Annotated in this window: 11 protein-coding genes; 5 read left to right on the plus strand and 6 right to left on the minus strand. The window is 71.8% G+C overall.

All coding sequences use genetic code 11. The features are described 5' to 3' along the window. Window positions 1–33: 33 nt before the first annotated feature. Complete coding sequence (locus tag EV385_RS28695; protein ID WP_130512288.1) at window positions 34–1,398, plus strand: M14 family zinc carboxypeptidase; 1,365 nt, start codon at window positions 34–36, stop codon at window positions 1,396–1,398. A 112-nt stretch (window positions 1,399–1,510) separates the two neighbouring features. Next, a complete protein-coding gene (locus EV385_RS28700) occupies window positions 1,511–1,690 on the plus strand; it encodes a DUF4236 domain-containing protein (protein ID WP_130512289.1) in 180 nt (59 codons plus the stop codon). Window positions 1,691–1,723: 33 nt separating this feature from the next. On the opposite strand, the gene EV385_RS28705 is transcribed toward EV385_RS28700, so the two are convergent. After that, a complete protein-coding gene (locus tag EV385_RS28705) occupies window positions 1,724–2,287 on the minus strand; it encodes a TetR/AcrR family transcriptional regulator (protein WP_130512290.1) in 564 nt (187 codons plus the stop codon). 82 nt (window positions 2,288–2,369) lie between these two features. On the opposite strand from EV385_RS28705, the gene EV385_RS28710 reads away from it, so the two are divergent. Then, window positions 2,370–2,750 (plus strand): DUF1304 domain-containing protein, encoded by a 381-nt coding sequence (locus EV385_RS28710; RefSeq protein ID WP_130512291.1) that lies wholly within the window; start codon window positions 2,370–2,372, stop codon window positions 2,748–2,750. A 19-nt stretch (window positions 2,751–2,769) separates the two neighbouring features. Here the strand turns inward: EV385_RS28710 and EV385_RS28715 are convergent, their stop codons facing one another. The 4 genes from EV385_RS28715 to EV385_RS28730 all read right to left on the minus strand — a co-directional run bounded on the left by EV385_RS28715 (window position 2,770) and on the right by EV385_RS28730 (window position 7,845). Further along, window positions 2,770–4,038: a cation:proton antiporter gene (locus EV385_RS28715; protein ID WP_130512292.1), complete on the minus strand. Its 1,269-nt coding sequence runs from the start codon at window positions 4,036–4,038 to the stop codon at window positions 2,770–2,772. Between the two features lie 56 nt (window positions 4,039–4,094). Further along, window positions 4,095–4,778, minus strand: coding sequence for an HAD family hydrolase (locus EV385_RS28720; protein WP_130512293.1), 684 nt, complete (start codon window positions 4,776–4,778; stop codon window positions 4,095–4,097). Window positions 4,779–4,848: 70 nt separating this feature from the next. Continuing rightward, window positions 4,849–7,155 carry a putative bifunctional diguanylate cyclase/phosphodiesterase gene (locus EV385_RS28725; RefSeq protein WP_130512294.1) on the minus strand — a complete coding sequence of 769 codons (2,307 nt, stop codon included), beginning with the start codon at window positions 7,153–7,155 and terminating at the stop codon, window positions 4,849–4,851. Between the two features lie 150 nt (window positions 7,156–7,305). Next, window positions 7,306–7,845: a hypothetical protein gene (locus tag EV385_RS28730; protein WP_130512295.1), complete on the minus strand. Its 540-nt coding sequence runs from the start codon at window positions 7,843–7,845 to the stop codon at window positions 7,306–7,308. Between the two features lie 175 nt (window positions 7,846–8,020). Between EV385_RS28730 and EV385_RS35830 the strand changes: the two genes are divergently transcribed. Next, window positions 8,021–8,755: a LuxR C-terminal-related transcriptional regulator gene (locus EV385_RS35830; protein ID WP_165449641.1), complete on the plus strand. Its 735-nt coding sequence runs from the start codon at window positions 8,021–8,023 to the stop codon at window positions 8,753–8,755. Here the strand turns inward: EV385_RS35830 and EV385_RS28740 are convergent. Beyond that, window positions 8,737–11,649 (minus strand): M36 family metallopeptidase, encoded by a 2,913-nt coding sequence (locus EV385_RS28740; RefSeq protein WP_130512297.1) that lies wholly within the window; start codon window positions 11,647–11,649, stop codon window positions 8,737–8,739. The genes EV385_RS35830 and EV385_RS28740 overlap by 19 nt on opposite strands. 304 nt (window positions 11,650–11,953) lie before the next feature. On the opposite strand from EV385_RS28740, the gene EV385_RS28745 reads away from it, so the two are divergent. Continuing rightward, on the plus strand, window positions 11,954–12,841 hold the full coding sequence (locus EV385_RS28745) for a glycosyltransferase family 2 protein (protein WP_242625123.1): 888 nt from the start codon (window positions 11,954–11,956) through the stop codon (window positions 12,839–12,841). Window positions 12,842–12,844: the final 3 nt, after the last annotated feature.

A 12,844-nucleotide genomic window follows, 5' to 3' on the forward strand; every position in this document is an offset into this window, starting at 1 on the left:
GTGACGCCGGGCCACCCGATGATCGAGGTACCGATGACCAGGTTCGCGTACTCCCGCCGGTCGCGCCTGCGCAGGTCGCTCGCCGCCGTGACGGCCGTGCTGCTACCCCTGCTCGGCGCGGGACTGGCGCTGCCCGGCGGCGCCTCCGCCGCCCTGCCGGACACGGAACAGGCCTACTACGACGTCACGTCGCCGTCGGCCACCACGGCCGGGCTGGCCGCCGATCTCACCCGGCGCGGCTACGACGTACTCGAAGGGTCGCTGAACAGCGGCGTACCGATCCTGGCGACCGCCGCGGACGCGCAGCGACTGCGGCACCGCGGCCTATCCGTGCGCTACGCCGGCCCGCTCCACCAGCCGGTGGCGGCGTCGTTCCGGGCGGCGGCCGGGACGTACTACGGCGGCTATCACACGGCGGCCGGGCACGAGGCCCACAACCAGCAGGTGGCCACTGCGCATCCCGACCTGGTCGTGCTGCGCAGCATCGGTCAGTCGTGGCTGAAGACCCAGAACAGGGGAGGCCACGACATCCAGGCCCTGTGCATCACCAAGATCAAGGCCGGGGACTGCGCGATCAGCACCAACGGTACGAAGCCGAAGTTCACGCTCATGGCCCAGATGCACGCCCGCGAACTCGCGACCGGCGAGCTGGCCTACATGTGGATCGACTACCTGGTGAACAACTACGGCACGAACGCCGACGTGACGCGGTTGATGGACACCACCGAGCTGTGGGTCATCCCGATCGCCAACCCGGACGGCGTCGACATCGTCTCGTCGAACTCGACCCGGCCCGTCTCCCAGCGCAAGAACGCCCACGACAACGGATGCTCCGGCACCGGCCGAGGCGTCGATCTCAACCGCAATTCGAGCTACCACTGGGACGTCAACCAGGGCACCACGTGCAGCCAGACCTATCCGGGCACGAGCGCGGCCAGCGAGCCGGAGACGCAGGGCATCCAGAACTTCCTGGCCGGCATCTACCGCGACACCAAGCCCAGCGCCGACTTCTCGCCGGCCACCACCGACACCACCGGCACGTTCCTCACCCTGCACAGCTACGGCGAGCTGAACATCTATCCGTACGGGTGGACCAACTCGCTCGCGCCGAACAACGACGACCTCCGGACGATCGCCACGGCCATGAGCCAGTCCAACCACTACGAGGTCGTGCACGGTGACGGCGGCCTGAACTACTTCGCGCCGGGGGCGACCGACGACTGGATCTACGGCACGCGGGGCGTTCCCGGCTACACGATCGAGGTGGGCCCGAGCTCCTCCGGGTGCAGCGGCTTCTTCCCGCGCTACTCGTGCATGTCGGGCTTCTGGAACCTCAACCGGCCCGCGTTCATGGCGTTGGCGAGCGCGGCGGCGCGTCCGTACCCGACGGGGCACTGACCGCGCGGCACCGTGGCTGTGGCCCTTCGCGGCAAGGGCCACAGCCGCGTTTACCGCAATCGGCTCTCGGAAACCTTCCGGTCCACCAGTTCTCCACGGAAGGACGATCCCGATGGGCATCATGTACCGCAGTCGCAAGAAGTTCGGTCCGCTGATCCTGAACTTCACCCAACGAGGACTCTCGTCCTGGACCGTCAAGATCGGCCGCTGGTCGTGGAATTCCAGGGCGCGCGCACACCGGGTGGACCTGCCCGGTCCACTGTCGTGGAAACAGGACCGGTCCCGGTCCTGACCAGGAGGTCCACTGACGACGGCGCGCTGCGGTTCAGCTCCACGTGCGTGCCTCGATCGCGGCGGCGCGGGCCAGGCCGGCGGCCGCCGCCGGGTCGAGGCGGGCGGTGACGAGGACGGCGATCACGCTGCCGGTCAGCAACTCGGCCCGGTGCGTGGCGGTCTCCGGCGCTAGGGCGCCCGCGAACGCGCGGAGCAGCCGGCCACGGTAGGCGTCGGCGACCGCGAGCGCGTCCGGGTCGTGCGCGGCGCGCTCGGTGATGGTGTTCACGACCAGGCAGCCACGCCGGGCGAGGGGGTCGGGGGTCTCCGCCATCGCGGCGGCCAGCGAGTCGAGATAGCCGACGACCTGCTCGATGCCGGCACCGGGCGTTTCCAGGGCCGCCAGGCGTGGCCCCGCCACCTCGGCCAGGTAGCTCTCCAGGGCCAGCGCGAAGAGCTGGCGCTTGGTGCCGAACGCCGGATAGAGGCTGGAGCGGTTGAGCCCGGTAACCCGCTCCAGGTCGGCCATGGAGGTCGCCTCGTAACCGTGTTCCCAGAACTGGTCGCGGGCGGCCCGTACCGCGTCCGCCGCCGAGAAGGACCTCGTGCGCGCCATCGCCTCTCCCGCTTGACGAATCCGTACCGATCGGTCCAGTATATTTCCGAACCGATCGGTACGGAATGTTGGGGAAGCCTCCATGCTCGTAGTCGCCCTGCTGGCCGCGGCCGCCGCCGCGCTCATCCACGTACTGTTCTTCATCCTGGAGAGCCTGCGTTTTGCCCGGCCGGCGGTCTGGCGGCGTTTCCTGGTCACGTCGCAGCGCGACGCCGACGCGATCCGGCCGATGGCGTTCAACCAGGGCTTCTACAACCTGTTCCTGGCCCTCGGCATGCTCGGCGGCGTCGGCGCGAGCGTGTGGGGCGGTGCCGTCGTGGGCGCCAGCCTGATCGGCTTCGCCGGGGCCTGCATGGTGGGCGCGGGCGCCGTACTCGTGGCCACCGACCGTCGCTTCGCGCGGGCCGCCGTCGTACAGGCCGCTCCTCCGCTGGTCGCGCTCGTCGCCCTCGCCGCCGCTTGAGGCGCACCGCCGGCGCTCGTCACGCGGCGTTGTGCCCGTCCGGGGTTCCCGTCCGCTCGTGCGCGTGGTCGAGCAGGCGCATGACCGGGGTCGCGGCGATCCCGTGCAGCACCACCGAGACCACCACGACGAACCCCACGGTCGCCCACAACAGCTCCGCGTGCGGCACGTGGCCGTGCGTGGTCGCGTACGCGAGGTAGTAGAACGAGCCGATCCCGCGGATGCCGAACGCGCCGATCACCCAGTGCTCGGCGACGGTGCCCGGCGCCCCGCGCAGCGACAGGAAACCGGTCACCGGCCGGATCACCAGGATCAGCGCCAGGCCGGTCAACGCCGCGGGCCAGGTCAACGGCGCCAGCAGGCCCGAGCCGACCGCCCCGCCCAGCAGCAGCAACAGCAGCACGGTCAGCAGCCGTTCGGTCTGCTCCGCGAAGTCGTGCAGCACCTGGTGGTACTCGTGGGTGCGCTCGGCCGCGCGGATCGCCCGGGCGGCGAGGAACACCGCCAGGAAGCCGTACCCGCCGACCACCTCGACCAGCCCGTACGCGAGGAACGTGGCCGCCAGTGCCAGAAAGCCCTCGGAATGCCGGGCCAGCCGCAGCGACTCCATCCGGGCCCGGAAGAACAGCCGCCCCAGCAACTTGCCCACGAACAGCCCGCCCAGCACGCCGACCGCACCCTTGTAGAGCACGTCGCGCAGCGCCCACTCGCCGAACCACGGCTCGTGCGTGACCGCGGCGGCGGCCATGGCCAGCGCGGCGGACACGAACGGGAACGCCAGCCCGTCGTTGAGACCGGCCTCCGAGGTCAGCGCGAAGCGGACCTCGTCCTCGGAGTCCTCCACGTCGGTGGGCTCGCCCACCTGCACGTCCGAGGCCAGCACCGGATCCGTGGGCGCCAGGCAGGCGCCCAGCAGCAACGCCGCGGCCGGAGCGAGCCCCGCCCACCACCAGCCGAACAGCGCCACCGCCGCGATGCTCAGCGGCATCGCCACCGCCAACAGCCGCCAGGTCGACGCCCAGCGGCGCCACCCCAGCGGCCGGTCGATCTTCAGCCCCGCGCCCATCAACGCGACGATCACGCAGACCTCGGTCAGGTGCTCGGTGAGCCGCGGATACCGCGACGGATCCGGGTCGGGCAGGCCCAGCGGCAGGGCGAAGACGATCAGTCCCAGCGCCAGGAACGCGATCGGCAACGACAGCGGCCGGCGTTCCAGGACGCGGGGGAGTACTCCGGCGAGCAGCGCGGACACCCCGAGGAGGGCGAAGACGAGATCGGTCTGTGGCACGCTCGTCTGGTGCCCCTCGGCGGGCCCGGCCATGCGGGTGTGGCCGGTGAAATGCGTCAGCGCTGGCCGAGCCGCCCGATGGCGCTGCCGCCCAGCGCCGCGTGCAGGTCGGCCGGATCACGGTACGTGGCGACCGCCCCGGCGTCGGTCAGCTCGGCGGCGCTGGTGCCCCCGCATGTCAGCCCGATGCAGGCGATGTCCAGTTTCGCGGCCGCCCGGACGTCCCACACCGAGTCGCCGACGAACACGCAGCGGTCCGGGCTCACGCCGGACTGTGCCAGGGCCGCCTCCAGGATGTCCGGGGCGGGCTTGCTCTCGTCCGCGTCCGCGGAACTGGTCGCAGCCGTCAGCACGTCGTCGGCGCCGAGGACCCGGCGCAGCACCGCCAGCTCACGCTCCTTGGCCGACGAGGCGAGCACCACCGCGAGGCCGAGCCCGGCCACGGCGCGCAGCAGGTCCGTGGCTCCGGGCAGCGGGCGCAGGCGCTCCCACCAGGTCGCGTACAGCGTGTCGTGGGCGGTGGTCATCTCCTCGTCGCGGCTCGTGTCGCGGTCACCGCCCAGCAGGTGGTCCAGGAGCTTGTCGGAGCCCATGCCGATCGCCCGGTGGATCTCCGCCATGGGCACGTCGCGCTCCTCGAGCCGCAACGCCTCCCACCAGGCGACGGTGTGCACGTATGTGGTGTCGACCAGGGTGCCGTCGACGTCGAACAGCACCCCGGCACGCGTGTGATCGGCCATGACCGCTGACATACCCGCTGGGTGGCGGCTCAGTCAGCGCGGCGCGAAACCGTGGCGGCGGTGCGCCGGGTCAGGAGACGTTGTTGGCCGCGGTCAGGGTCGGGTCGGGCCGCGGCAGCTCGACGTGGGTCAGCGGTGCGGCGGCGGCCGGGTCGCGGCGCTCGCGCATGATCTTGTGCAGGGTGTCGAGCGGTGCGGGCCGGGCGAAGTGGTAACCCTGCGCCAGGTCGCAGCCCAGCTCCCGCAGCCGGTCGGCCTGGGCGGCGGTCTCCACCGCCTCGGCGATGGTCTGCAGCCCGAGGTTGCGGCTCAGCTCCAGGATCGCGCGGATGAAGGCCAGGTCGCGCTCGGTGCCTTCCTCGATCTGCAACGCGGTGAAGGAGCCGTCCATCTTGAGGATGTCGACGGGCAGCTGGCGCAGGTATGCCAGGGAGGAGTACCCGGTGCCGAAGTCGTCGATGGCGATGCGTACGTGGTGATCGCGCAGGATCTGCAGCTGTTCGGTGACGGTGCCCGCGTCGACGACCGACGTGACGAGCACCGTCTCGGTGATCTCGACGATCAGCGCCGAGCCGGGCAGGTCGTTGCGCTCCAGCAGGTCGAGGACGTGCTGGGCGAACCGGGGGTCACGCAGCTGCTGGGCGGAGACGTTCACGGTCACGGACAGCCCGTGGTCGCGGTGCAGGTCGCGCAGGTCGGCGCAGACCTGGGACAGCACCCAGGACCCGATGGCCACGATGGCGCCGCTCTGCTCGGCGAGCGGGATGAACCGTCCGGGCGAGATGCTGGTGCCGTCGGGACGGGTCCAGCGCAGCAACGCCTCGGCTTCCACGACGGCGCCGGTCGCCAGCGCGACGATGGGCTGGTAGTGGACGGTGAACTCCCCGTCTTCGAGGGCCCGGTGCAGGTCGGCCACGAGCTGGGTGTTGGCGAGCCGTTCGGCGTGCACGGCGGCGTCGTACACGGCGTACTGCTGGCCGCCGGCCAGCCGCGCGCTGCGCAGTGCCAGGTCGGCGTCGCGCAGCGCGTGCCGGCGCGGGGCGTTCGCGCCCAGCGGCACGACACCGATGCTGGCGGCGATGCGTCGCGCCGGGATGCCCGGCAGCCGGTACGGGTGGTGCAGACCGTCGAGGATGCGCTGGGCGGCGTCGGCACCGTCGAGGCCGTCGGCGGTGTCGGTGAGCACGGCGAACTCGTCGCCGCTGATACGGACCACGGTGGCCCGGTCGGGCAGGACCGCGCGCAGCCGGCGGGCGGTCTCCACCAGGACCGCGTCGCCGATCTGGTCGCCGAAGCTGTCGTTGAGGTCCCGGAAGCCGTCCAGATCGACCAGCAGCAGCACCTGGTCCCGGTGGCCCGCGGTGTCCAGGCCGTCCTGCAGGCGGGCCCGGTTGCCGAGCGCGGTGAGGCCGTCGAACCGGGAACGGCGGTTGAGCAGCGCGGCGAGCTGCGCCATCCGGACGATGAGCATGATCGACATGGCGCCGCCGAGCAGCACCAGCCCGATCGTGCGGGGCGAGTTGCCGCCACGGTCGGTCGCCAGGCTGGTGACGGTCAGCGCGCCGATGGCCAGGATCAGGGTGACGTAGAGCAGGAGCCGGCCACGCGACGTCGGCACCGGGTTGCGGGTGACGGTGCCGGTGCTGCGGGCCATCGAAGGGTGCAGCGCCGCACCGCCGATGAACAGGTACGAGCCCAGCCAGCCCAGCGCGACCAGCCGGTCGAGGTCCGTGCCGGACAGCAGCCCGGCGAAGTTCACGGTGTTCGTGGTGATCAGCAGGCTGCTGGCGGCGACCATCAGCCGGTACGCGGGTGTGCGTACCCGGGAGACCACCACGATGCGTACGGTCAGCACCAGGAAGACCAGGTCGATGGCGGCGTAGCAGAGGTAGCTGGCCAGCCGCAGCCCGCTGAACCGGCCGTCGAACAGCAACGGCTCGATGACGACCGTCCACGAGACCGCGCCACCGCCGAGCGCCACGATGGCGCCCTCCACGGCACCGCCGCGGCGCTGCCCGGGACGGACCCACCGGTAGTTGCTGAGCACCAGCAGCACCAGCATGAGGGCGTAGAACAGGTCACCGAACGACGGGAACCGCGGCACCCCCGCCGGCGTGAGCGCCAACGCCCAGCCGGCGTTGGCCACCAACGACGAGGCCACCGCCGCGACCATCAGCCACCACGGCGCGCTCCAGGCCGGCCGGTGCCAGCGCACACCGACCGCGATGGCCCCCATGACCGAGGCCGCGACCGCCACGTACACCCACAGGCGCACCTCGAGGTCGAGGGCCGTGCCGACCAGCACGACGAGCCCGCCGACGGCGAGGTACCAGCGGTTGGCGACGGCACCTGAATCGTCTGCCTTTTCACGGGTCACGGGATATGGATACCGACCGCCGGGTGCAGGCACGTTGCCATCTCCCTGCGATCCGGATCGTCTTGATGAGGAATCGCCGCTTTCTAGCGGGGGACTGCCTGGCGTCGGAGGTGTCGCAGGTTCGCCGGTCGCCCAACCGGACGATCGCGGTCAGGGCGCCTGGTCGATGAACAGGAGCGGGGCGCTGGTGATGGCGAGGAAGCGAAGCGAGCGCCCGAGCAGGCAGGCGAGCGTGAACAGCGGCGCGGCGATCGGCGTACGCGCGGCGTAGACGCTGGTGGCCAGCAGCGGCGGCACCCCGGTGACGGCGCTGACGAACACGACCGGTGCGGTGCAGGCCGGGCGGTCGAGCACGGCCGTCAGCCGGCGTCCCGCGGCGCCGACCGGCCGAACGACCGCGCGCCGCCACCGGGTCGGCCACCGGTATGCGGGTGCGTGGTCCGGCACCCGGGCGATGCGCCGGGTGGCCCACGCGTACCAGCGCTGGACGCGACCGGTGCGCAGCCCGGCCCGCGCGCCGAGGAAGACCAGGAGCTTGCCGGTGCTCTGCCCGGCCGCGGCGGCGATGCTCAGCGGCACCGCGGTCTGGTGTCCGGTCGCCGCGAGCCCGACGAGGTAGGGCTCGATCGGCGAGATCGGCAGCACCGCCGAGAGGGTGGCGGCGAACAGGACGGCGAGGTAGCCACTCATCACTGGAGTCCTCCGGTCTGTTTCGGGCAGACCAAGGCTGGCTCCGGGGCGCGTCCCGACACATCGGCGCAATGCGGTGATCCGGACGCGACATTTGACGTACGCACCGCCGCCGAGCTGGGTTCCGGGCGCCGGCGGGGCGCTCCGGGCCACACGATCGGGGATGATGAATGGCGTGGACGATCACTACCGGATCAGCGACGACGACCGGTCGGCGGCCATCGGCGAGCTGGGCGCACACCGCGCGGCGGGACGGCTGAGCGGCGACGAACTGCTCGCGCGCACCGCCGCCGTACGCCGGGCACGTACCCGGGCCGACCTCCGTACGGTGCTGGGTGATCTCCCGGAGGTCGACCGGCCGTGGCGCCGCGCCTGGCGCGACCGGGGCTGGCGGGCCCATGCCGGCGTCTTCGCCGTGCTCACCACCGCCACGATCCTGTTGTGGCTCGGCGTCCGGGACCGCGATCCGCTGCCCCGCGACTACGGCGCCGACTACTGGTGGCCGCTGTGGCTCGCTCTGCTGTGGGCGGCGCTCCTGCTGCTGCACTACGTGGTGGTCGGCGTGCGGCGGGCCCCCCGCGGCCCCGCCCACACCCCGCCAGCGAGCAGGACGGAACCGGGCAGCACGGAACCGGGCAGCACGGAACCGGGCGCCGATCTCCTGAGCGGGCTCACCGCCCGCGAACGCGAGGTGCTGGCGATGATCGGCCAGGGGTACGCGAACAAGGACATCGCCCGCGCGCTGTTCATCAGTGAACGCACCGCGCGCACCCACGTCAGCAACATCCTGCGCAAGCTGGACCTGTCCTCCCGCACCCAGGCGGCGCTGGTGGCCAGCGGTACGCCACCGGCCCGCCCCGCGGGTGCGGGACGGGCCGGTGGCGGTGCGGATCAGGACGGGGTGCCGTAGACGGCGAGTTCCGTCGAGTCCATGAAGGAGCAGCCGCTGTAGTAGTTCGCGTCCGGGGTGGCGCACACGCCCAGGTCCTGCGCCTGGCTCGACAGCATCGTGTACCGCAGGTACCGCACGTCGGTCGTTCCCGCGGTCAGCGGAACCGGGTTGGCCAGGTTCCGGTTGGCCGCGGTGAACTGGCCGTTGGCGGCCACGGTCCAGGTGGTGCCGTCGGGCGACGTCTCGATCCGGAACAAACCGGTCGAGGCGCTTCCGGCGTCACCGCAGGTCGCGGTCGCGTCGAGCGTCAGCTCGGTGATGTCCACCGCCTGCGGCAGCTTGACCACCACGTGGTAGCCGGTGGGGTCGGTGACCTCCGAGCCCCAGCCGGTGCCGTACGACTGGTCGAACAGGTGCTTCGGGCCGCAGCGGGCCGTGGTGAAGTCCGGCCCGGTGAAGCTGTCGACGCTGCTGCCGCCGGAGGTGGCCGCCCAGTCGCGGCGCAACGCCCAGTCGACCCCGTTCGTGCGGGCGCCGACGGAGATGGTCTTGACGCCGGAGTCGTAGCCGGCCGCGCTGGCGAACACCTTGGGGTAGGTGCCGGGCAGCACCCGGCTGATCCGGTACGTGCCGTCGGCCGCCGTGGTGGTCACGTAGTCGTTGGCGAAGCCCGAGGTGTGGCCGCTGAACGTGACGGTCGCGCCGGCGACGACCGCGCCGGTCTCGTCGTCGGTGACCGTGCCGGTCACGGTGCCGCGCGGGGTGTTGGCCGCGGGCGGCAGCGAGAAGTCCTCGACGACGTCGGTGTCGGTGCCGTCCATTGCGCCGGCGAAGTAGCCCATGCCGCGGCGGGCGAAGACCTTCCAGATCGTCGCCTGCAGCCGGCCGCCGTTGGTGACGCGGTCGGCCTGCAGGATGGAGTTGCGCTGGTCGAGGAACGACGGCTTGGCCGGCGACAGCTCCATCGCGCGGGTCACCAGGAACCGGGCCTTCGCGCTGCCGATGGCCTTGCGCAGGTCCCACAGGGTCTGCGCCCAGATCTCGCCGTCGGTGTGCACGTCGGGACCACCGGAGTAGATCTTGCCGTAGTCGCCGTAGGTGTAACCGCCGGGACCCGCGGTCGGCGTGCCGGGGCAGGCCCGGGAGGTGCTGCCGACCTGGCAGTCCATCGGTTCGCTGCGCAGCGTCGCGCCGCCGAACATGTACTTGCCGACGAGGACGTCGCCCTCCTTCGCGGTGTCCTTCTCGTAGCCCTTGGCCACGAAGTAGTCCTGCGTGTACCAGTCGCTCCAGGCCTCGCCCATGGCGCGGGACTGGGCCACGGTCAGCGTCGAGACGCCGTTGGCGTCGACGACGAGACGGTTGGACAGGCCGTGGGTGTACTCGTGGAACACGGTGTCGGCCTCGTCGCTGGAGTTGCCCGCGATGGACTCGTCGTCCGGGTTGGTCGGGTCGCCCCACAGGTACATCTGCATGCGCGGCGCGGTGCCGTCCGGCGGCGTGCTCATGTTGGCGTTGCTGATGTGGTCGGAGTCCGGCAGGCCGTTGTCCGTGTTGGCGCCGTCCAGGGCCTCGGCCTGCACGGCGTCGTCGTCGATCGCCTCGAAGTTGCCCGCGGCACGGCCGAAGCCGATCGGGTTGGCCGCGAGGTGGTCGTGCCACACGCCGAGGAGGTAGTACAGCTCCACCGAGGACTGGCTGCGGTTCTTCCGCCACGAGTACGGGACCGCCGGGTTCCAGGAGCACTTGATCACGGCGCTGCACTTGCCGCCGACCTGCGCGCTGAAGTCCGTGAACCAGTACCTCCAGGTGCCGTTCACGGTCGGCCTCACCTCCTCGGAGGGACTGGCCCGGTTGTCGTCGTTGATGTCGGTGTAGACGTGCGCGATGTTGCCGGCCAGCCGGGGTGAGCCGTTCGGCAGCCACCTGGCCAGGTCGACGGTGACCTGCTGGCCGCCGGACGGCGCGCCCGGGTAGTTGGGCCAGACGAGGGAGGCGTCCTCGGCGACCATGCTCTGCCGGAACAGCACCGTGCCGTCCGCGGCGTCGATGACGTGGATCCAGCCCTCGTCCATCGCGACGGTCTGCCACGCCAGGCGCGGGCCGGCGGCGGTCTGGAACATGACCAGCTTCGCAGAACCCTGGTCGGAGAACGTGGTCACGCCGGCGGCCCGGCTCACGACGTCGGCGCTGGAGTCGCCGAAGACGTTCTGGACCGCTGCGGCGCGCGCCTTCTCGGCGCTCAGCTTGGCCCTGCCCGGGCTGCCCGGCAGTTCCGCGACCGGCGAGCCGTCGACCTGGATGAGCCGCCCGTCCTTGGCGACGTGGGCCTTGACGCCGTTGCCGAACACCGGCACGCCGCCCACGCTCTGCACGAAGCTGAGGTGGTGGGTGCCCGCGACGTCGACGTAGTCCCGGCGCAGCTTGAGCCGGCCCACCTCAGTGGCATTGAGGCCGAACACCGCCGAGTTCGCCTTCACGTAGTCCAGGGCGATCTTGGTGGGGATCGGGTTCTTCACCACACCGGTGAGGAACCCGTCGATCTTGGCGACGCGGCGCGGCGTACCCGTGGCCCGGTCCATCTCGACGACGCCCTGCATGCCCAGCTTGTCCCGCAGCTTGCGGACGGGGCTGCCCGGCTCGACCGCGGCGGCCAGGCGCCGCACGGCGACACTGGCGCTCTTGGTCGCGACCGCCGGCTGCTTGGCCCGGGCGGCGTTCAGCGCGTCACGCGAGTCGTAGTCGGCGAGTTCCTCGCGCGCGACGGTCGGGTCCCCGGCGCTGACGACACTCTCCGGCTTCGGCGCGGAGTGTGCCTGCGCGGTGAGGAGTCCCGCGACCACGACGACGGCGCCGCCCGCGGCTGCTGCCCACCGCCGCCGGTTCAGCGACGATGCTGACAACGGTCCCATTCACAGGCCCCTTTCGGCCGGATCAGGTGGCACCGTCCGCCGGGGCGCACGTCGCGCGCCGGGAATCCACCTCACGTCTACGGCCATCCGGAGGGTGCTGTTCGGCGTCGTCCCGGCCATCACAAGATCAATTCAGGCTTCGTTGCCGACTCGTGATCTATTCGCATAATTACGCGGAGTGACGAATGATTTCGGACCGCCGACCGGGGGTACAGGGTTGCACCGGCAGCGGACCGGGCCCGCCGAAAGGCAGCCCCGGATGGCTGAGAAGGCAGGTGTCAAGACGGAAGGGACGTCATCCGCCGTGTTTCCCGTAACCGTGGTCATCGCCACGCGAAACCGCTGCCAGCAGCTGGTGCGCCTGCTGGACCGGCACACGGCCCCGGTGATCGTCGTGGACAACGGTTCGCAGGATGGCACCGCGGAGATGGTGGAGAGCCGCTTTCCCCACGTCCGCGTGATCCGCCTGCGGGAGAACGCGGGCGCGGCCGCCCGCAACATCGGCGTGGCGGCCGCCGAGACGCCGTATGTGGCCTTCGCCGATGACGATTCCTACTGGGAGAGCGACGCGCTGGCGTCCGCGGCACGGCTGCTGGCCGCGCATCCGCGGGCGGCGCTGCTGACGGGGCGGGTTCTTGCCGGCGAGGACGGCCGCCTCGACGCCGTCTCCCGGCAGATGGCCGCCGCGCCGCTCGGGGTGCCCCGCGACCTGCCGGGTCCGTCGGTGCTGGGCTTTCTGGCATGCGCCGCCGTCGTGCGCCGCGACGCGTTCCTGGCGGTCGGCGGCTTCGAACCCAAACTTCACATGTACGGCGAGGAGGCGCTGCTGGCCATGGACCTCGCGAGCGCCGGCTGGGGGTTGGCGTACGTGCCGTCCCTCGTGGTGCGGCATTTTCCGGAGTCCACCGGCCGGGACCCGGGCGCCCGGCGCCGGCGGGAGGCCCGCAACGCCCTGCTCACCGCCTGGACGCGCCGGCCGCTCAGCGTCGGTGCCCGCGCGGCGTTGCGGTCCCTGGCCAGCCGCGACTCTCGAGGCGGGCTGCTCGACGCGCTCACCGAGCTGCCGTGGGTACGGCGTCACCGCCGCCCGGTGGCGGCGAGGGTCGAGGCGGCACTGCGGGCCCTCGCCTGCGCGCCGCCGCCCCACCTCGCTCCCGCGCCGGATGTCTCGCTGGCCGTCTCGGAACGCTGACCG

This window comes from Krasilnikovia cinnamomea (genome assembly GCF_004217545.1).
GTDB classification, from domain to species: domain Bacteria; phylum Actinomycetota; class Actinomycetes; order Mycobacteriales; family Micromonosporaceae; genus Actinoplanes; species Actinoplanes cinnamomeus.